General features: G+C 39.3%; 20 protein-coding genes and 1 riboswitch. Of the genes, 6 read left to right on the top strand and 14 right to left on the bottom strand.

What is annotated here, in order from left to right:
* On the top strand, nt 1-418 hold a 418-nt coding region (locus tag ACTQ54_RS02690), incomplete at its 5' end, for a hypothetical protein (protein ID WP_441754389.1).
* A 527-nt stretch (nt 419-945) separates the two neighbouring features.
* Here ACTQ54_RS02690 and thiW read toward each other — a convergent pair.
* The 4 genes from thiW to thiM are packed head-to-tail and all read right to left on the bottom strand — an operon-like array spanning nt 946 to nt 3742.
* On the bottom strand, nt 946-1422 hold the full coding sequence (thiW, locus tag ACTQ54_RS02685) for an energy coupling factor transporter S component ThiW (RefSeq protein WP_441754388.1): 477 nt from the start codon (nt 1420-1422) through the stop codon (nt 946-948).
* Nucleotides 1419-2204 (bottom strand): bifunctional hydroxymethylpyrimidine kinase/phosphomethylpyrimidine kinase, encoded by a 786-nt coding sequence (gene thiD / locus ACTQ54_RS02680; protein ID WP_441754386.1) that lies wholly within the window; start codon nt 2202-2204, stop codon nt 1419-1421. Before thiD ends, thiW begins: the two co-directional genes overlap by 4 nt.
* A 1-nt stretch (nt 2205) precedes the next feature.
* Nucleotides 2206-2925, bottom strand: coding sequence for a thiamine phosphate synthase (locus tag ACTQ54_RS02675; RefSeq protein ID WP_441754385.1), 720 nt, complete (start codon nt 2923-2925; stop codon nt 2206-2208).
* Nucleotides 2915-3742: a hydroxyethylthiazole kinase gene (gene thiM / locus ACTQ54_RS02670; protein WP_441754383.1), complete on the bottom strand. Its 828-nt coding sequence runs from the start codon at nt 3740-3742 to the stop codon at nt 2915-2917. Before thiM ends, ACTQ54_RS02675 begins: the two co-directional genes overlap by 11 nt.
* A 56-nt stretch (nt 3743-3798) precedes the next feature.
* A riboswitch (TPP riboswitch) is annotated at nt 3799-3890 on the bottom strand.
* A 299-nt stretch (nt 3891-4189) separates the two neighbouring features.
* Between thiM and ACTQ54_RS02665 the strand changes: the two genes are divergently transcribed.
* Together ACTQ54_RS02665 and ACTQ54_RS02660 are read left to right on the top strand one after the other, a co-directional pair.
* Nucleotides 4190-6487, top strand: coding sequence for an FAD-dependent oxidoreductase (locus tag ACTQ54_RS02665; RefSeq protein ID WP_441754381.1), 2298 nt, complete (start codon nt 4190-4192; stop codon nt 6485-6487).
* A gap of 122 nt (nt 6488-6609) precedes the next feature.
* Nucleotides 6610-6804, top strand: coding sequence for a YwbE family protein (locus ACTQ54_RS02660; RefSeq protein WP_441754379.1), 195 nt, complete (start codon nt 6610-6612; stop codon nt 6802-6804).
* Nucleotides 6805-7503: 699 nt separating this feature from the next.
* Here ACTQ54_RS02660 and proC read toward each other — a convergent pair.
* Nucleotides 7504-8337, bottom strand: coding sequence for a pyrroline-5-carboxylate reductase (proC, locus tag ACTQ54_RS02655; RefSeq protein ID WP_441754377.1), 834 nt, complete (start codon nt 8335-8337; stop codon nt 7504-7506).
* Between the two features lie 142 nt (nt 8338-8479).
* Between proC and ACTQ54_RS02650 the strand changes: the two genes are divergently transcribed.
* Both ACTQ54_RS02650 and ACTQ54_RS02645 read left to right on the top strand, forming a co-directional pair.
* Entirely contained in the window at nt 8480-10057 is a 1578-nt protein-coding gene (locus ACTQ54_RS02650; RefSeq protein ID WP_441754375.1) for a hypothetical protein, read from the top strand.
* Nucleotides 10050-10772 (top strand): hypothetical protein, encoded by a 723-nt coding sequence (locus ACTQ54_RS02645; protein ID WP_441754374.1) that lies wholly within the window; start codon nt 10050-10052, stop codon nt 10770-10772. Before ACTQ54_RS02650 ends, ACTQ54_RS02645 begins: the two co-directional genes overlap by 8 nt.
* 104 nt (nt 10773-10876) lie before the next feature.
* Here ACTQ54_RS02645 and ACTQ54_RS02640 read toward each other — a convergent pair whose 3' ends face one another.
* From ACTQ54_RS02640 to ACTQ54_RS02630, 3 genes are all read right to left on the bottom strand, one after another.
* Entirely contained in the window at nt 10877-11623 is a 747-nt protein-coding gene (locus ACTQ54_RS02640) for an NAD(+)--rifampin ADP-ribosyltransferase (RefSeq protein WP_441754372.1), read from the bottom strand.
* Nucleotides 11624-11648: 25 nt separating this feature from the next.
* Nucleotides 11649-11996: a DsrE family protein gene (locus ACTQ54_RS02635; RefSeq protein WP_441754370.1), complete on the bottom strand. Its 348-nt coding sequence runs from the start codon at nt 11994-11996 to the stop codon at nt 11649-11651.
* Between the two features lie 385 nt (nt 11997-12381).
* Nucleotides 12382-14229, bottom strand: coding sequence for a flavocytochrome c (locus ACTQ54_RS02630; RefSeq protein WP_441754368.1), 1848 nt, complete (start codon nt 14227-14229; stop codon nt 12382-12384).
* Nucleotides 14230-14427: 198 nt separating this feature from the next.
* On the opposite strand from ACTQ54_RS02630, the gene ACTQ54_RS02625 reads away from it, so the two are divergent.
* Nucleotides 14428-14799 (top strand): hypothetical protein, encoded by a 372-nt coding sequence (locus tag ACTQ54_RS02625; protein WP_441754367.1) that lies wholly within the window; start codon nt 14428-14430, stop codon nt 14797-14799.
* A 63-nt stretch (nt 14800-14862) separates the two neighbouring features.
* Here the strand turns inward: ACTQ54_RS02625 and ACTQ54_RS02620 are convergent, their stop codons facing one another.
* From ACTQ54_RS02620 to ACTQ54_RS02595, 6 genes are all read right to left on the bottom strand, one after another.
* Nucleotides 14863-15390 (bottom strand): hypothetical protein, encoded by a 528-nt coding sequence (locus ACTQ54_RS02620; protein ID WP_441754365.1) that lies wholly within the window; start codon nt 15388-15390, stop codon nt 14863-14865.
* Nucleotides 15391-15464: 74 nt separating this feature from the next.
* Nucleotides 15465-16109 carry a hypothetical protein gene (locus tag ACTQ54_RS02615; protein ID WP_441754363.1) on the bottom strand — a complete coding sequence of 215 codons (645 nt, stop codon included), beginning with the start codon at nt 16107-16109 and terminating at the stop codon, nt 15465-15467.
* Nucleotides 16110-16392: 283 nt separating this feature from the next.
* Nucleotides 16393-16749, bottom strand: a complete 357-nt coding sequence (locus ACTQ54_RS02610; RefSeq protein ID WP_441754362.1) for a hypothetical protein — start codon at nt 16747-16749, stop codon at nt 16393-16395.
* Between the two features lie 308 nt (nt 16750-17057).
* Nucleotides 17058-18272, bottom strand: a complete 1215-nt coding sequence (locus tag ACTQ54_RS02605; RefSeq protein WP_441754360.1) for a cobalamin-independent methionine synthase II family protein — start codon at nt 18270-18272, stop codon at nt 17058-17060.
* 151 nt (nt 18273-18423) lie between these two features.
* Nucleotides 18424-18735, bottom strand: a complete 312-nt coding sequence (locus ACTQ54_RS02600; RefSeq protein ID WP_441754358.1) for a P-II family nitrogen regulator — start codon at nt 18733-18735, stop codon at nt 18424-18426.
* Between the two features lie 148 nt (nt 18736-18883).
* Nucleotides 18884-19891 carry a serine hydrolase domain-containing protein gene (locus tag ACTQ54_RS02595; RefSeq protein ID WP_441754356.1) on the bottom strand — a complete coding sequence of 336 codons (1008 nt, stop codon included), beginning with the start codon at nt 19889-19891 and terminating at the stop codon, nt 18884-18886.
* Nucleotides 19892-19958 lie beyond the last annotated feature (67 nt).

Genomic DNA, 19958 nt, shown 5'->3' with positions numbered 1-19958 from the left:
GTTTGAGGGGTACGCGTTTGATGAACGCAGGGAAGTAATTTGGTTTGAGGGGTACGCGTTTGGTGAACGCAGGGAAGTAATTCGGTCTGAGGGGTACGCGTTTGGTGAACGCAGGGAAGTATTTCGGTTTGAGGGGTACGCGTTTGATGAACGCAGGGAAGTAATTTGGTTTGAGGGGTACGCGTTTGGTGAACGCAGGGAAGTAATTCGGTCTGAGGGGTACGCGTTTGGTGAACGCAGGGAAGTATTTCGGTTTGAGGGGTACGCGTTTGATGAACGCAGGGAAGTAATTTGGTTTGAGGGGTACGCGTTTGGTGAACGCAGGGAAGTAATTCGGTCTGAGGGGTACGCGTTTGGTGAACGTGTGAAGCGTTTTATGTCGGTCTTGCCGCTATTCTCATACAATAAACGACTCTAATGTTTCTCAAAAGCACCACACAGTGACAAAAAGCCTCCTTAATCTAACCCACTTCGATAGCTGACCACAATTAAGTCTTATTAAAATCAGTTAGCTCACAATAGACTGACAAATAACACAACCCAAAAAGCGCCAACTTTGCATTATTATATGCTAGTTGACGCTAAGGTTTTTACAGAGATATTTAATTTTCAGGAAGGTGCCATCCGTTGACGACTTCAATTAAAGTGTCGACAAAAGCTTGTGAGGCAGTTAAGTTACTTTCTTCGTCGCCACCCATTAGCAAAGTTCCAAACCCAGGCGCTTCAGAAGTCCCATCACCATAGAATATATGGCCGGCACCTTCGTAAATATTGAGATGAACGTCAGTGTTTGCATGGTCTGCGATGATTTACGCCATCAATGATGACAGCCACAATTGATTATCATCTCCTGCGAAAATGAATATGTCACCCATAAAGTTTTCGACTTTGATACGCGCCTCTTCCAACTGATCGCCTAAGTGTAAAGCGTTTTACTTTTCAACATCAATTGATATGCTTATTAGACCAATTCCCTAATGCTCTTACTGCAAAGTAACCTAACACAGCCCCAACCATAGCTGAAGGCAAGAAAAAGGCTACATAGTAAAAAGGATTATCGATATCTAAATTTAATAAATATCGCATCGGATAAAAGTACACAATAGCTGAAATAATACCTGATCCAATCATTTCCGTTAAAGCCGTCAAAAGATAATTGTTGGTCTTTTTAAAAACAACTCCAGCTAATAAAGCTCCAATCCAACCGCTCGTGGCGATAAAAGTTCGCCCGCTAACTAGCATTCTTAAGCCACCCGATAAAAAGGCTGACAAGGCATTATACCACGGCCCAAGAACCACTGCCCCTAATACATTCATCATGTGTTGGGCAGGTGCCATATTTGGAAATACCAAAATAGTCGATAACACAAATGACAAGGCGACAAACAATCCTAATTGAGTTATTTTACGCGTGCGACTCATCTTAATCCATACCCGTGATCCAACGGGCCCGAACCACGACCTAAATCCAATTGCGCCTCAATCGCTGCCGTTAAGTATTTTTTTGCTTTATCAATACTATCGGTCAATAGATATCCTTTTGCTAAATTTGCCGCAATGGCCGACGACAAGGTACATCCCGTCCCATGCGTATTAGGATTATCAATGCGTTTATTTTCAAACCAATAAATATCACTGCCAACTGCCAAAACATCAATTGCTTCTTGATTTTTTAAGTGTCCACCTTTAAGTAAAACGGCGGTGTTAAAACGTTTAGACATATTAATGGCGGCTTCTTCCATATCACTAGCGGTCTTTATTTGGATTTTTTGAATGCTCTCAGCTTCTGGAATATTAGGGGTAATTACAGTGGCTAAGGGAAATAATTCATGGTAATAAGTCGTTGCATTGTCCTGATCGAATAAACTCGCTCCCGATGTCGCTACCATAACTGGATCAATAACAATATTTTCAGCTTGGTATTCTTCGAGGACGTTGGTCATCGCTCTAATGGATGCTGCATTACCGGCCATGCCAATTTTAATTGCATCCGGACGGATATCGTCAAAGACAGACCGTATTTGCGCTTCTAATAAGTCGGCTTCTAATACATAGGCTTGTTGGACGCCTGTCGTATTTTGTGCTGTTATAGCTGTAATGGCTGACATACCATAGACATCATTGGCTAAAAATGTTTTTAAATCGGCTTGAATTCCTGCGCCGCCTGAAGAATCAGAACCGGCAATGGTTAAGGCTGTTTTCAATTTATTTATTCTCCCTTGATAAATTTGTCCATGTATCGACAAGTTCTTTAGCTGCTAAGTAAGGATTGGAAGCCGAAGCAATGGCTGAGATGACAAAATAACCATCAATCCCTGTTTGATAGAGTTCAGGCAAATCACCTACTTTAACGCCGCCTCCAATGACTACTGGAATCGGACTTATCTGAGCTAATGTTTCAATTTCACTAAATGTCCTAAGTGTAATGGCCTGATCATCTCCGTCGTATCGGCCGGCATCTTTTTTAGTATCCGTTGGATGTAATGGTCCCGCACCAAAATAATCGATAGCAGAAGTGTCAGCATTTTCGACGTAGTCAATGAGATATTTACTTGAAGCGGAAAGTCCAACGATGGAATCTTCACCTAAGTATTTGCGGCAGAGATCGACTGGAATATCTGTTTGACCAACGTGAATGCCATCGACTTTATACCCCATTTCGCGGCAGGCTAACACGATGTCAAGGCGGTCATTGACGACAAGGCTAACATCATCCGCTTTTTTCATTTCTTGAATAAGAGATGCTGTCGCATTAGTCAATTCTATGATTTCTTTGGGATCGCTGTTTTTAGCACGAATTTGAATAAAAGAAATCCCTGCCTCAATCGCTTCTTTAATGATACTTAAAGTATCACGACCTAAAGTATTTTCAGGCCCAATGACAAGGTAATGCGTGAGATTAAATTTTTTACGATTATAGTTCATTGTGAAGGTCCTCCATTTTAAGTGGGTGCTGGCTAATCTCATCGGCAGATAAATTAAATAAAGCGTCTAAAAAATGCATGAAAAATGTCCCAGGACCTTTAGCAGTTTGTGCTGCATTTTGGCCAGCCAGATTAAAAGCATTCACAGCCGTAATCGCCGCTGTCATGGGATTGGCATCCGCTAAAAAGACTGACATCACACCACCAAGCATGCAGCCCATGCCCGAAATAGTCTCCATCCAATCAGATCCGCCATGAGAACGTATAATTTGTTTTCCGTCCGTGATTAAATCAATCGGACCTGTCACAACGATAACAGTCTTAATGTGCTGACCTAACTGAATCGCTGCTTCCTTAGCGGCTTCGACTGGATCTTGGCTATCAACCCCTTTTAATTGGTGAGCAGTCTCAATAAGTCTCCACATATTGGCCAAACGAATGATTTCGGACGCATTGCCTTTGATGATGGTCGGCGGATGGTCATGGATAAAAGCAATCAATTCATTGTGCAATTGCCCTTTCCCTAATCCTACCGGATCCAATAACCACGGCTTATTTTCTTTTTTCAATTGAAGGATGGTTTGCGGAACTAATTCACGGTAGTGTTCGCTTAATGTTCCTAAATTAATATACATCGCTGCACACTTCTCAGCCAACCTTCTACCTTCATCAGCTAAAAAGAACATAGCAGGCGACCCCCCCACTGCGATTTGTGTATTTGCCACCGCCTGCATCGTAACCTTATTCGTTATCGACGGAACCAACGGCTTACGATCCTTCGTTATCGTGACAAGCGTGAGTATAGCCTCCTGATACATTCGCTTTCCTCCCATAAAAAAAGAGCAACCCACTAGGATTGCCCTCTTCGTTTAAATAAATATCTCCTAAACTATCCCTGTCCCAGCATTACCTGTTCAGGTTCAATGAGTGTAATCTCAGCTTTTTAAAGCACCCCAAATTATTTAAATGTTGTACCACTAACCTTACCTATTAATACAATTTTTGTCAATTATTCTGTTATAATAGGATGGTAAAGTTTTGATTATTATAAATTTAAATAATTGGACATCTCCAGTAAATATTCGATAATCAAAATTTTGCGATTGACACTTATAAAATTTATTGATATACTTCTTGTGAAAATATTACCAAGGAAGGAGGATAATTTCGATATTTTCTTATAGCAAGTATTAATTGTTTATATTTTTTGTGCATGTTTGTGAGTTTTTGAACATGTATTATTTATTAGGAGTGAAAAAATTATAATGTCAGAAAAAAATCAAAATAAATTCAATAAACTTATATCCTTTATTTGTATTGCTATCGTTGCAATATTAGTCGGTCAATCTGCTCTAACTCATGTAAGTTCACAGTCAAATTTTGTTGCAACAGGCGCAAATCAACCAGCAACAGATGACATTACTTGGGATTATGAAGCAGACGTGGTGGTAGTTGGAGCTGGTGCTTCTGGTTTAACTGCTGCTTTGAAAGCATTAGATGATGGTGCTTCTGTTCTGTTAGTCGAAGCAAACTTTGACGTTGGTGGACACGTTGCAGTTAGTGAAGGTCAATTTCACTCAGGTGGTGGCACGATTGATCAACAAGCATGGGATATTGAAGACTCAGCAGACTTGTACTACTACGATCATACACGAGGAACTTCGATTAACTCGCGCTATAACGACCCCGAATACACACGTTCCATTGCGAATTCCATGGCTGAAACTTATGATTGGTTAATGGACAATGGGATTAAAACCTTAGATGTTGAACCAATGGTTCGTGCTTATTACCGTGATGGTGGTAACGATGGTGATAGCGTAGGACGTATGACATATGTTGATGCTTCTGATTGGGAAAATACTTATACAGGTACTGAAGCTGCTGGTATCGGGATTAGCCGACCTTTAGAACAAACTTTACGTGAAGAAGGCGCACAATTTCTATTAAACTATCATATGGATAAAATTTACCGTGACGGTATTTTTGAAGGTAATGTTACAGGGATTCAAGCAAGCTACTCACCGACTATCTTACCTGGTGAAACAGAACCACTCCAAAGCTTAATGAGTGAAGGAAATATCGAAGAAAATAGAGAACTTGTAAATATTAAAGCCAATAAAGCTGTGATTATATGTACAGGTGGTTCAACAGGTAATGTTGAGTTTAGAACGATGTTAGACCCACGTTTAGGAGAATACTTAGATGGCCTAGCTGGTATGCCATTCTCGGACCAAGATGCTTCAGGTGAATATGCCGCTATGGAAATTGGTGCTTCACTTGGTAGCTTAGGAAACTATACTTCTGTTGTTGGTGCTAACATTACTGCCCCACAACGTTTTGGTACACAATATGGATACGGTAGAGGTTGGAGTGAAAAAAGTGTTATTTGGCCACTCGTTCGTACCAATGGTATCGTACCGGATTACAACAGTTTAGTAATTGTTAATATGGTTGGTCAACGAATTGGTAACGAAGACCAATATGCTATGAGTCAAATGAATACTGCTCGTGAACCATTCTTCGATCAAGCTTTAACCGGGACATTTATTGACCTTGAAGGCGATGGCAATGCGGAAGCTTACGGTGGACCACTATGGGCAATCATGGACCAAGCAGCTGTTGAACGCAATGGCTGGGATATGGATGCAGAAGGCGTTTTAGACTACGAAGAAGGCTATGCTTTTAAAGCCGATACTTTAGAAGAATTAGCCGATCTGATTGTTAATAAATATCACGAAGATATCGAAATGGATCCTGCAACTTTAGTGGATACTATTACACGCTACAACGGATTTATTGATGCTGGTTACGATGAAGATTGGCAACGTGAAGAAACACTTGTAAATAAAATTGAAGAAGGTCCTTTCTATGCACTATGGGCTACTCCAAGCATGCACGATACACTAGCAGGAATTCGTGTAGATGCAAATATGCAAGTGATTGATATTTACGGACAAACGATTCCTAACTTATTTGCAGCCGGTGAAGCCAGTGGTGGAATGCGTGTACACGGTCTAGGTCGTGTCATGACAAGTGGTTATGTAGCAGGACGTGCTGCTGCTTCAGTTGATGAAGAGGGTTTTGCGACAGCTGATACTTCTCTTAATCCAGACTATGCTGGTTCAGAAACAAATGATAAAACCAAGACAGATAAAGCTGAGTACTTCTCACAGCGTGGTTTAAGCCAAGGAACAATGACACATTCTGAAAAATTAGCTGAAATCGAAGAATGGAAACAATCAGCTGATGCAGAGGTTGAAGAAGATGTTGAAGAGACAGAAGTTGAAGAAGTTTCTGAAAATGTCTTTGAAGGTCAATCAAATAATGGTTTTGGCGGCCGTGTAAGAATCCAAGTAGTTGTTGAAGATGGTCAGATGACAGATATCCAAATCGTTGAACAAACTGAAACTGTCGGTATTGGTGTCGAAGCCTTACATGAAATGGCAGAAAAAGCATTAGAAAATCAATCGGCAGAATTGGACATTGTTTCTGGTGCTAGCGTTTCTTCAGAAGCTTTCATCGAAGCTTTAAAACAAGCTATGGAAGCAGCAGGTTTGTAATCAAATATATAAACATTATAACGTAAGAATCTCTTGGTTTGAGATTCTTACGTTTTTTGCATGTTTGAGTAAATTTCGTTAAAATATAACATACTAAATCGTGATTAAAGGAGATATTTATTATGAATGGAACAAAGCGTATCGATATTCAAATTGGTGCAACGGTTAATGTTGTCAGAAAAGCGGATCAACGCACGGGGAAGTTAACGAAAGGCGTCATCGCTAAAATTTTAACCAATTCCGCGAGTCATCCGCATGGAATTAAAGTGATGTTAACGGATGGCACAGTTGGGCGCGTGAAGGAAATTGTTGGGTAGACGAGGACTTGAAATAGGCTTCTGCGATTCAATGAGGAACCAAACTGGTACTCGTCTGGAAAACGAGTTTAATTTTTTTACCTCGTGGCTTCATGCTTTTTACATATTTTTGTGGTCTTTATCCGACTATTTCATACGACCGCGAACAAACCGCTCGGATGAAACTACCTTTTCAAACGAGCGCGGACAAACCGCTCGGATGAAACCAGCTTTTCATACGACCGCACAGCAACCGCTCGGATGAAACACACTTTCCATACGACCGCACAACAACCACTCGGATGAAACACACTTTTCATACGACCGCACAACAACCACTCGGATGAAACACACTTTTCATACGACCGCGAACTAACCGCTCGGATGAAAACACCATTTCATACGACCGCGGACCAACCGCTCGGATGAAAACACCATTTCATACGAGCGCGAACTAACCGCTCGGATGAAACACATATTTCATACGACCGCGGACCAACCGCTCGGATGAAACACACTTTTCATACGACCGCGATAGTAAGTCGTAGAATTTGTATAAATTATGGAGTTATCGTAGGCATGAAGTAGCCAATCGTTTCCTCAACTAATACCAAAAGTGACTTCATTGCTGCGACGAGTTGAAATCTTTAGCCTCGTTTGCAAAACGAGTTGAAAACAATACCCTCGCCGCCTCACAATTTTCACACCATCTAATACACATTATCTATTTTTGGCAGCTGTTGCAAACACAGCGTTCATCACGGTTGCGCGGAAGCGATCGTTTTCTAAACTATGGATGCCGGCCATGGTTGACCCACCGGGTGATGTGACCATGTCTTTCAACTCGCCTGGGTGTATGCCGGTTTCCAGTACCATTTGCGCTGCCCCTTTCACCATTTGGGCCGCAAACTCATAAGCATCCTTGCGTGCCAATCCTAACGCCACTCCCCCATCAGCTAAGGCTTCGATAAATAAATACACATAAGCAGGTCCTGAACCACTCACGCCAGTAAAAGCATCGATTAATGCTTCGTCAATTACTTTGGCTTTACCGAATGATTCAAACAGCGCCAACACTGTCGCTGTATCATTCGCATCAATCCACTCATTCAAGCACAAGGCCGACATGCCTTCGCCAACAATTGCCGGTGTATTGGGCATCGCCCGCACAATTTTTGTTTTTTCAGGGAGATATTTACTTAAAAATGCAAGAGAATTGGTAGCAGCGATTGAAACAATGATTTGCTTCTCAAACACAACTTCTTTAATCGCCAATAGGACATTTTCGACCATATTCGGTTTGATTGCCAAAATCAGCACATCAACTTGCTTTGCGACTTCCACTTCGCTATGAGCCCCCGTAATTCCATACAGATTTTGCATTTCCTCTACAATCGGCGCGTACACATCATAAACAAAAATATCCTCGCGCTCCGTCAGCCCAGCTTTCAACATCCCTTTCAGCATCGCCTGCCCCATATTTCCCATTCCAATAAAGCCAATCTTCATTAAAATCCCTACCTTCTTCATAATAAATATCTCTGCTAATAACAAAATGACTTCTGATATTTATTTAAATGATACAAGAAGTTGAAACTTTTGTATATGCGAAAAGGCTTCTGAATTGAAGACAATGCGTTTTTTTTATATAGTACATTTAACAAACAATTGCTTTTGAAAGGAATGGTGACTGGTTTTGAAGAAAATATTGTTAATCATATTGATGAGTTTTGGATTAAATATCACTCATGTTAATGCACAAAGCTATTCGGCTGTATTTAATGCAGATTACGATGGCAAGTCGATCCCCTTTTCCTATGATGGACTTTCCAACCGTTTGGCCTATGAAGTTTTGACTGCTTTTGATCTTGAACTCTCGCAAGAATTAATGTCATTAACGGTTGATCCAACTAAAAGCTCTGCGGTGACGGTTCCGCTCAATCTTCCAATCAATGCAACGGTTGGTTTTCATTCGGGAATAAATAACAGAGGCGACGGTTTTTATATTTATCAAACCATTCGTGCGGATGACTTATTAGATTTTGAAACCATCTCAACTTTATTAGAAATAGTCGATCCTAGTATTAACTTTGAAGACTGGGAGACATTTTATGACCAATGGGCAAAAGAACCCGATAAGAATCATAATCAGACGATTGAAAATCATGAAGCCTATGCTACAACCTTAAATGATGCAAATAACGATCATGTTTTATTTTTTGAAACCCGCTTTAATTTTCCGCTTTCGATGTTTGATGATGACAATTTAGTCAATTTAGTCGGAAGTTGGTATGATTCCGATTTAGGTTTAGGGGATATTTATTCAGAAGATTATGAAGGTGAGACAGTTTATGTGAATCGGGCATATATTAACCGGATTTTAGACCAGCTGGAACAGTTGTTTAATCTAGAAACGTCAGAAGCGCACATTCGTTCATGGGGAAATAGTGTCTATTTTTATGCGACCGAGCTGGCTGAATTGGGACGTTTGAATGAATTGTATTTGTTTTCAGGCGCAACTCCGACAGGTGATTTTCTCGAAATCCGTTTTACAACAGCTTTTGATGCCGATGAAATGCCGGATGATGATGAAAAACTGAAGTTAAATGAAGCCTACTTTAATTTATTTGCTAAATTATTGGATCCGGATTTATCGGAGGAAGAAATTGCAGTCGCTTATGAAGAATTCTCGCTTGGGGTGGATACCCAAATGGGTGAAATCAATATTCGTGCAAATGGGTTTACTCCAAACACAATAAGTCTGTCACGGAAATTTTCGGAGGAGCAAGATGCAACATATATTTCATCTGTGCCCGAAGAACATGCGAATGAAGTCTTAATTGACGAAAATAGCCAACATCTCGCTGAAGTACTAGTATTGAATAATCCAAGCAAAATTTACGGTGAATTGACCGCAACGGAAACATCACCCATTTTCAGTATTAATAATAATATACTTGAAGTTTTCGAATCCAGCCTTTCCGACTACCTAATAAATATCCCTGCTTTTAAAGAAAAGCTTGAAGTTACTGGCACAGTTAGTAGTCCTGCTTTTGATAATTGGCTGGTTGTTGAAGCTACGGAAAATGATATTTATGATTATTATTTGCTTTATTTAGGAGATGGATTGATTGAAGTTGAAGGCGACATTGAAATAGTAGGCCAAAATCTTGGCATGCAAAATGGTCAAAGCAAATCATTAGTTATCATTCCTGAAAACATCCTACAAAATGGTGAGATTATCTACCCTGCAGGAGGCGAAAATAATGAGTAAAAAATATAGCTTTAGTTTGTTGGCAATCGTGCTTATAGCAGCGGTATTTATTGGGTTGGCAAAAAATGAAACAGATAAATCTATCCTTGCGACTTTGCCATACGATGATAATGCCTTAAGGATGGAGTTTAATAATAGCCAGCGACTGGTTAAACTACGTGTTTTTCAAGAAGAAAATCACGATATTCCTTATTTTGAACAGCTAACTGAGCAGCAATTAATGGAAAAATCCATGGTTGAAGCCTATGATTCAGTCGCTCAAGACATCAATCAACAGCACTTAAGTGTCACGCAGGCAAGTGTCAATTTTTCAGGTAATGAAATTATAATTGATGATGTGAGCTATCCCTTCACACAGGAAAGGTCTCAATCGGGCGGATTTGACTATGCCTTGGTAGATGATAATAATGGCATCCTTACGAATGAAAATTTAAACCATTTAGCCGATCAAGCCAGGCCAAGCTATTCTGAAAGAAATGACGCCATCTGGGGTCTTGTTTGGCCTGCGCTAGCTATTTTTGTCCCCTTCACAATTATTGGTCTTCTTTTGTTATTTAACTTAGAAGCAGCCTCAAATGGTTTCGTTAATTTATTTATTAAAGGTTCAACTGCCGGACCGATGGTGATATTTATGTTAGCATTATCTGGCCTTATCTTGATTGTAGTTGGTTTTGCGATGGTGTACTTTGCTTATGACGGGTTTACTAGGCTTTAATAAAAGAAAGTCAGGCGCAAAAAATAAATAACAGAAACCACTATGTCATTGACGAGATAGTGGTTTCTTTTTTTTTGCCTTTATTGTCACTCAATCTTTAAAGCCTAATTTATGATTTCACCATGATTGTGCAACAATTTTCCTAACCATTCATCCCGCTGATATTTATTTAGCTTTTCAAGATCTTGAATTTCTCCAATGATTTTTAATAACGCGGTTGAGCGGTAAGATTGGGTTAAATTGCCCGGGAATTTTTGGTCGGTCAGATTGGGATCGTGTTCAAAATCGCCCGTTGGCTGCACAATATAAACGCGTTTGTCGCCATCCCCTCTAGCTAACGTTGCCGCTAAGATCGCCCCATTCATATTGGCGGTGAAATAAATGTGTTGCATGATAAGATCTGACTGATAATTGGAATTTAAACCAGGCGTTAAAAAACTGCCAATCGGTAGGTCAGCACGCGTCCCGTGAAAAAATGGACCCTTGTCAAAAATAATGCCATGATATGACTCCGCTAAGAAACGGCTCTGTTCCGCTTTCCCATGTTCGGCCAAAGCTTCATAACATTTGGCAATTTCTGAATATATCGTATAAAGTGCCGTTTTCGCCCCATTATCGCCCGAATTCATGGCAAAATTTAAAGAAGCAATCATCCCTTCAAGTCGTTTTGGGATGTCATCTTGCATCCGCGCCAAATGAAAACTAGCAATAAAACGTTCAAAATCATTGCGCGCAGTTTCCAAAGCTTCTTGAAATTTCGCAATAGCCGCTCCCCTATCGCCCGCTGCCTCGAGTCCGAGCCCTGCCATGCATAATTTTACGACATCATTATTTGGATCAAACACATTCATTACCTCATTCCTAAGTAACATTCTTTTATGGACGAATATAAGCATATCCATCGTTTTGTTTTTGCACCAACTCAACCACCCCGGCATTTACGATACGAATTGTTATGGGAACTGCTTCTGCAGTAATGGTATTAGAATTTAGCGCATTTTGACAGGCAACAAAATCGACTGTTTGCAACAATTCGCGGTCCCAGTCAGCACTCACGTAATACTTGACTGCCTCACCATTCGCCACCACCGTAATAGCAGCCTCCGGAATCTCCCTCTTAAAATTCTTTACATTGGCCAAAACCATTGGCCATTTATTTATTTCATCCACATGAAAGACAACCTTCATTTTTCCAATCCCCTTTCCAATAAATATCACTGCCACAAGCATTATAGACTGAATGAAGCAGAAAATATAGTTTGCTGTTTAAAATATGTTAAATGAAGTCAAAAAGGGTTCTTTAGCAAGTAAGGTTGATGAATACTATTTTAAAGCTCAAGCAATATTTTTTATGTAGCTTAATCTTTATAAATTCTCTATAACTCGTTTGGGAGAATATAGGAAGTGCAAGGACGACTTGTTCAAAAAGTTATTATCCTGGCGCTTTTCATTGAATTTATATACTGGTGGAAATGCATTCGGTAAACGCGTGTACCCTTTTTCAAGTTAGGGTAAATCCGATTTTTCACTTTTCATTTATTATAGAATCGTCAAAAAAGGCGATTTATTCAAATCGCCTTTGTTTGGAGTCATCTTATTTATTAAATTTTTAAGCTGCGTCATCTAATTCTTCTTCGGATTCCTCAACAGATTCTTCAGTTTCTTCTACTTCTTCAGTTTCAGATTCAACAGTTTCGCCATCTAATTCAGCGACTGAAGTTTGCCCTGCAATACGTCCAAATACGACAATATCTAGAACGGCATTTCCACCGATACGGTTACCACCATGGATGCCACCAGTTAATTCACCTGCTGCGTAAAGCCCTGGAATGATTTCACCTTCTGTATCCAACACATGTGTTTGAGTATCAATATGTAAACCACCCATTGTGTGGTGAATTGATGGAGTTACCATTAAGGCATAGAATGGACCTTCTACAAGTGAAAGAGTCATATTTTCACGACCAAACGCTTCATCAACACCGCTTGCTTGAGCTTCATTATAAGCATCTAAAGTAGCTTGTAAAGTTGCTGCATCAATATCTAAGTTAGCCGCTAATTCTTCAACTGAAGCTCCTTCAATCGCATCACCTTGTTCAATATAACCAGCCATTGAAGCATTTTGATCAACTAATGCTTGGTTCACAATTAAGTAAGCAACGCCATCTGTTTCCGCTAAAATCGCTTGCGAAACCACATCACGTGTTTTTAGTTCATCAATAAAACGTTCGCCTTCTATATTAATTAAGATAGCGCCGTCACCACGTAATCCTTCAGTATACAATTTACCTGTTCCTGGTTGAGTGGTTGGATGGATTTGAATTTGATCCATATCAACTGTTCCAGCACCTACTTCAAGTGCCATTTCAATCCCTTGTCCAAGGGCACCTGGAGCATTTGTTGTACCAAAGCCTGCTAAATCTGGGTTGTACTCTTCAACCATTTCAAAGTTTGCACCAAAACCACCGGTTGCTAAAATAACAGCATCTGCATAAACATTGAATTCTACACCATCTTTATTTACAGCCGTTACACCAACAATACGGCCATCTTCTTCTTGAATTAAAGAAGTTGCTTCAGTGTTTAGCATCGTTTCAACACCTTGTTCACTTAAGGCTTCTTCTAAAACACGAATAATTAATGGACCCACTGCAGAACCGTCTTCTGGTTTATGAATACGTGCATTAGTTGCACCACCAGAGAAACTTACGTCGGTTAAACCTGCACCCAGTTCATTTATCCAGTGTAATGCTTCTGCAGAATCTTCCACCATGACACGTAATAATTCAGGATCATTAATGCCATGTCCACCTTCTAGAGTATCTTGGTAAAATACTTCGACAGAATCTTCAATAGCTAATACTTCTTGAACATTTGTTTCAGCCGCATTCATACCACCTGTCGCACGTAAAGTATTTCCACCAACCATCGACATTTTTTCTAATACCAAAACAGATTTTCCATTATTAACCACTTCTAATGCCGCTGTTAAACCAGACCCACCTGCTCCAACAACCACAACATCCGTGTAAATATCATCCTGTTCACTTACTTCTGCTTCTGAACGATTGGCTGGATTGCTTAAATAATCAACATCAGCACCAGCTTGTGTTAAAGCATCCGTAATCGCTGCGATTATCGCATTACTTGAAAGTGTAGCACCAGACACAGTATCCACCGCTAAACTTTGTGACGCAATAATTTCTTCAGCAATCATCGTCATCGCATTCCCACCAATATCAGGTGTTTCTCCATCTGAAGCAACCACAATGTCTTCAATCGCATTTTCCGAAACCGTCACAGTCGCTTCAACACTTCCTGCAAAACCATCTTCAGAAGTGCCAACATAGGTTCCAGGAGTAAAACTTACTTCTTGAGCACTTACAGCACTTATACTAGGCAATAAAATACCTAATACAACCAATACAGTTGTCAAAAAAGCCAAAAACTTTTTCATTTACAATCTATCTCCTATCTATCTACTAAAACTTTAAGTAAATATCACTTTTTATTTGTGAATTATTTACCGTATTCAGCATTATACACTATAATTAATCTTTTTTATAGTTATTAAATGCATTATTTTTAAATTAATTTTTGTGATATTTTTAATAAATAAGAAAATTTGCTTTCAAATCAGCTATTTGTCAAAGTAATGAAAAATAATGAGGTGGTTTACGATGAATCCATCATTGCTGATTGCTATGAGAGTGATACCTGCCTTAATTTTGTTAATATTTGTTTAGTTGTTATTGCCAAAAAGTCAATCGTAACAAAACTCACTTTATCATTTTTAGCTTTTATTCTATTACGTGGCACCATGATGCAGTTAGGTATTTGGAGCTTTACAAGCAGTGGGTTTAATATTCAAATAAGCTTTACTGAAAGCCGACTTGTTTTATCGGTTTTAGCTATCGCTACTTTGGTATTGGCAGTGATATTTATTTGGGTGAATAAAGAACATCATATTCGGTGGTTTAAACAGCGTTTTTTTGATGTTTCGTGTATGGGATTGTTGGTGCTGTGATTGTGAGTGTTCCTTTTGTGTTTATAAATCGGGTTCTTCCTGGCAATCAAAATTTAGAAATCTTCAGTCATCAATTATTAACTTACCTTCTTTTATTTGGAATGATGGGAAATTTTCTCGAAGAAGTTTTGTTTCGTGGTTATATTCAAGGTAATAACGAATAATAGACAAGGGTTCGTCTGATATAAGGCTGAGCTGACGATTTACAAGCAATGGTTCGTCTAATCCAAGGATGTTCTGACGAATTACAAGCAATGTTTCGTCTGAACCAAGGCTGAGCTGACGAATAAAAAGCAAAGCTCCGTCTGATCCAAGGCTGAGCTGACGAATAACAAGCAATGTTTCGTCTGATCCAGGGCTGAGCTGACGAATAAAAAGCAAAATTTCGTCTGATCCAAGGCTGAGCTGACGAATAAAAAGCAAAATTTCGTCTGATCCAGGGTTGAGCTGACGAATAAAAAGCAATGTTTCGTCTGATCTAAGGCTGAGCTGACGAAGAACAAGCAATGTTTCGTCTGATCCAAGGCTAATCTGACGAATAACAAGCAATGTTTCGTCTGATTCAAGGCTGAGCTGACGAATTACAAACAAAGTTCCGTCTCATCCAAGGCTGATCTGACTCTTAACGAGCAAAATTTCGTCTGATCTAAGGCTGAGCTGACGAATTACAAACAAAGTTCCGTCTGATCCAGGGCTGAGCTGACGAAGAACAAGCAATGTTTCGTCTGATCCAAGCTGATCTGACGAAGAACAAGCAAAATTCCGTCTGATCCAAGGCTGAGCTGACGAATTACAAGCAATGTTTCGTCTGATCCAGGGCTGATCTGACGATTTACAAGCAATGTTTCGTCTGATCCAAGGATGATCTGACGAATTACAAGCAATGTTTCGTCTGATCCAAGGATGATCTGACGAATTACAAGCAATGTTTCGTCTGATCCAGAGCTGATCTGACGAATTACAAGCAATGTTTCGTCTGATCCAAGACTGAGCTGACGAATTACAAGCAAACTTTCGTCTGATCCAAGGCTGATCTGACGAATTACAAGCAAAGTTCCGTCTGATCTAAGGCTGATCTGACGAATAACAAGCAATGTTTCGTCTGATCTAAGGCGGATCTGACGAATAACAAGCAATGTTTCGTCTGATCCAGGGCTGTTCTGACGAATAACATGCAAAGCTATGTCTGATCCAAAGCTGATCTGACGAATAGCAAGCAATGTTTCGTCTGATCCAAAGCTGATCTGACGAATAGCAAGCAATGTTTCGTCTGATCTAAGGCTGATCTGACTCTTAACGAGCAACTTCACATCAGAACCGCAATTTACACAATTATATAGACTTGACTCACATAATTTAGTTTATATGGTTAATGAACTCGCCATTCGGCACATAATTCAGTTTATATGCTTAATGAGCTCTCTATTTGGAACATAAGTAACTATGCAACTTATTGAATTTACACAATTTTTTGGACTCGATTTAAACCACTAAAATTAACACAATAAAAAAAAGAAATCTCTTACTCATGAATGAAGAAGTGACTTCTGTTTTTCAACTCAACTGAACCTTTTTCCCCAGACACACAAACGATTAGTATTTCGCTGGATCGCACCAAACATAGATAATGGCAGATAAAATCAAAGCAATCAAAGTAAAGTGCATGATTCCTTTGATAACAATCGGCCAAGTTGCCAGTAAATTAATAGCTATTGGAAGAACAAAAATCATTCCAACGATAATTGCTATAGTCAACCACAATTTTCGACTTGTCGGCTGACGAAAACTGCTAAACATATAAAATACTAATCCAAAAAAAACAAGTGTAATCACAGAATGGATTACCGCTTTTAAGTTTGGTGATAAGTTAGCTGTCAAGGGAATCACGATTAAAAATATAATAACTAAAGCCAATAAATAAACCAATAATTGCTTAAACTTTTTATTCAAGGTATCACTCCTTTCCTTTTGAAAACAAGTTTATTTTAGCATAGATTGTAGCTAAATACGATAAACATAATTGCAACAGTTTCAAAGATATTCACTTGCTTTACTAAGCTGGTTTTCTCTATCTTTGCTGTGTTGCTGTCAGGTAAAACTGATTAGGTAACTGAAAGACTATGTTTCTGACGGCTAATCAAACTTTTTGCGTCAGAATCACACCTTTGCTGACGCGTAAACAATGATTTCATGTCAAAACGACACCTACCAAACCCCCACTAAAAAAGCCTACACAAAGGTAGGCTTGGAGATATTTATTAGGATTGAAAAAGGGTTTTGGAGGCTAGGCGAGCGCCTTCTTGCAGGGCTTCTAATTTTGCCCAGGCAATTTGTTCGTGTAATCGTCCGCCTAAGCCGCAGTCTGTTGATGCAATCACATTTTCAGGACCTACAATTTCAGCAAAACGAATAATGCGGTTGGCAATCAATTGAGGGTGTTCAACCACATTGGTGGAGTGAGAAACTAAACCTGGAATAATTTTTTGACCAGGCTTTAAGCGACCTTCCTTTTCCCAAACGCGCCATTCATGGGCATGTCGTGGACTTGAGGCTTCGAAGGTAAAGCCAAAAGCATTGACTTGGAGACATTGGTCAACGATGTATTCAAATGGTATATCGGTTGTGTGTGGTCCGTGCCAAGAACCCCAGCAAATGTGTAAACGCACAAGCTTTGGATCAATCCCGACAAGCGCTCGGTTAATCGCATCAATGCGTAACTGAAGCCAGCGTTGAAAGTCTTTTACAGTTGGCTCAGGGTTAATTTGGTCCCAGGCTTCTGCTAAATCAGGTGCATCCAATTGAAGAACCAAGCCCGCATCGGTAATGGTTTTGTACTCCACATGTAGAGCGTCTGCTAAGTCATTTAACAAAGCTTCTTCGTCATGATAATAACGATCTTCAAGACGGGCTGCAGAACCTGGTGAAACAGCTGCCATAAATCCTTGTGTCATATCATGTTTAGCCATCGCATCTTTTAGCAAGTGTACATCACGGTCAACATGCTCTTGACCGATGTAAGTAACTGGTCCAGTAAAAATAGGATTTCCTACTGGGGTACGTTTTCCTAAAACGCCGCTATCGGGATCTTCATAGGCTTCTCTAAATTTCTCACGGTCACGTCGATCAGAAAACGATGTAAGTTTGATCTTACCCGGTTCCGAACGGACAATCTCGGTTTTAGCCCAACGATCTTCGTCGGTCATTTCTAATCCACCGAGGCGATAAAAGGAATAGTTCCACCAGGCACCAAAGTCAACTTTCCCTGATGTGATATGGCCATATTCACCTTCATTGATAATATCAATACCAATTTTTTTTTGTTTGGCGACCACTTCATCAATGGCCTTTTCTAATATTTGATTGAAGGCCGCTTCAGAAATTTCTCCTTTTGCACGCTTTATATTTGCTTCTAGTAAGGCTTTTGGTCTTGGTAAAGACCCGACATGCGTTGTTAAAATCTTTTTATCTGTCATTGAATTACCCCCAAATAATTTCTAACATTATATCATATAAACCATTTTATTCGACATCTGCATCAATTAAAAAGCACCGAATTCTTTAATGAATCCGATGCATTGCCGTAACTATTAAGAAAAAAACTCACATTACCATTTCAACTAAATATCACCGCTTACTTTGACTGACGAGTCCTTCTACTTGGTCTAAAACTTCTGCAAAGACAATCCCCGTGCCTTCTTCCGCCATATCTAAATGCGAATAAATCGCTTGGCTAACGTCTTTATATTTTGCTTCTTGGACAATAATCATCACAATGTCACGCATCGGTTCGACTTCAAATCTTAAAAAGCGCTTAGGGGTCCTTCCGATGCCCTTTCCATGAATGACTGTACCTCCGTATGAGCCAGCCGATTCTGTGGCACGAATTACGTCACCGACTTTACCACTTGGGACAACCGCATAAATTAAATAATACATTATTCATCGCCTCCTAAAATCGATGTAAGTACACAATATTTCGCGAAAATGCGATTGCACCAGCTTCATTTAATTGAATCCCATCGTAAGCTTCTGTAAACTCTTGCAATTCATGCAGTTTTTCCCTATTTTCAGCTTAACAAACTGTTTAAAAATTAATTTCTTTTTCGAATTCAACAAAAGCTCTTCTCAAATCCCATACATCACAAGCAAAATTACTAACAGCTGTAAAAATGATGTCATTTTTTAAATTATAGCTGGAAATAAAACTAACACCCGGATCACTGCCTTGAAAATATGGTGTAATATAACCATCTTCCGTTTTATCAAGCCAAACACCATAACCGTAATTTTGATAACCATTGTAACTTTGGATACTAAACATCTTATTTAAACTTTTATGCGAAATTAAACTTCCATCTATTAAATGCAACCAAAACTTATTAATATCAAGAACCGTAGTAAAAGCACCACCTGCCCCAGTACCTTTAGCATCGACACTAAAAATATTGGTGTAAAATTCATTCTTATTCTCATCAAAAATATAAGCATTGGCACAATTTTTTGGCAGGCGATCAAGTTCATAGTATCCTGTGTCTATCATCCCACTGGGTAGAAACACATTGGCTTTCAAATATTCATCAAACAATTGACCGGTTACTCTTTCGATGATTAATCCTAATACCACAAAACCAGTATTATTGTATTGAAATTTTTCTCCTGCTTTAAACATCATCGCTTTATCAATAAATAAAGGAACTAAATCTGACGACTGTCTAATACGATAATTTGGAAAATCCTTCCATAAATCAGCATACTCAGACATCGTACTTTCATCGAAATAATCCGGTATTCCCGACGTATGGTTTAGAAGCTGTCTAATAGTTATTTCCTTATCAATTTGTCTTAAGTCCAATTCCAGTAATTCACCAATCGTATGTTCTAGAGTCAATTGTCCTCGTTCAACTAACTGTAAAATCCCAATTGCAACAAAAAATTTCCCTGCTGAAGCTGTAGGAAACTTCGTATTCAACTGATTGGGAATTTCATTATAGTAATCCGCAAAACCATAGCTCTTCTCAAATACGACTTCAGCATTTTTTACAACAGAAATACAGCCCGAAAAATCTTTTTTAATCAGTTCATCAATTTTCATTTCTCATACCTCAAGCTGTTTAATAAAACAGATATTTATTTAGTGTTTTGTAACGAATCCACAAACT

This window comes from Fundicoccus sp. Sow4_H7 (genome assembly GCF_052115865.1).
In the GTDB taxonomy this organism is placed as follows: Bacteria; Bacillota; Bacilli; order Lactobacillales; family Aerococcaceae; genus Fundicoccus_A.
This window is presented reverse-complemented; position numbering and strand designations above follow the sequence as displayed.

Bases quoted from the DNA above. Each gene is read 5' to 3' on its own strand.
- ACTQ54_RS02605 (WP_441754360.1), bottom strand. From the start codon at position 18,272: ATGACAGATAAAAAGATTTTAACAACGCATGTCGGGTCTTTACCAAGA.
- ACTQ54_RS02660 (WP_441754379.1), top strand. From the start codon at position 6,610: ATGAATGGAACAAAGCGTATCGATATTCAAATTGGTGCAACGGTTAAT.
- ACTQ54_RS02640 (WP_441754372.1), bottom strand. From the start codon at position 11,623: ATGAATGTGTTTGATCCAAATAATGATGTCGTAAAATTATGCATGGCA.
- ACTQ54_RS02595 (WP_441754356.1), bottom strand. From the start codon at position 19,891: ATGAAAATTGATGAACTGATTAAAAAAGATTTTTCGGGCTGTATTTCT.
- ACTQ54_RS02645 (WP_441754374.1), top strand. From the start codon at position 10,050: ATGAGTAAAAAATATAGCTTTAGTTTGTTGGCAATCGTGCTTATAGCA.
- thiM (WP_441754383.1), bottom strand. From the start codon at position 3,742: ATGTATCAGGAGGCTATACTCACGCTTGTCACGATAACGAAGGATCGT.
- ACTQ54_RS02675 (WP_441754385.1), bottom strand. From the start codon at position 2,925: ATGAACTATAATCGTAAAAAATTTAATCTCACGCATTACCTTGTCATT.
- ACTQ54_RS02625 (WP_441754367.1), top strand. From the start codon at position 14,428: ATGAAAAATAATGAGGTGGTTTACGATGAATCCATCATTGCTGATTGC.
- ACTQ54_RS02600 (WP_441754358.1), bottom strand. From the start codon at position 18,735: ATGTATTATTTAATTTATGCGGTTGTCCCAAGTGGTAAAGTCGGTGAC.
- ACTQ54_RS02665 (WP_441754381.1), top strand. From the start codon at position 4,190: ATGTCAGAAAAAAATCAAAATAAATTCAATAAACTTATATCCTTTATT.
- thiW (WP_441754388.1), bottom strand. From the start codon at position 1,422: ATGAGTCGCACGCGTAAAATAACTCAATTAGGATTGTTTGTCGCCTTG.
- ACTQ54_RS02630 (WP_441754368.1), bottom strand. From the start codon at position 14,229: ATGAAAAAGTTTTTGGCTTTTTTGACAACTGTATTGGTTGTATTAGGT.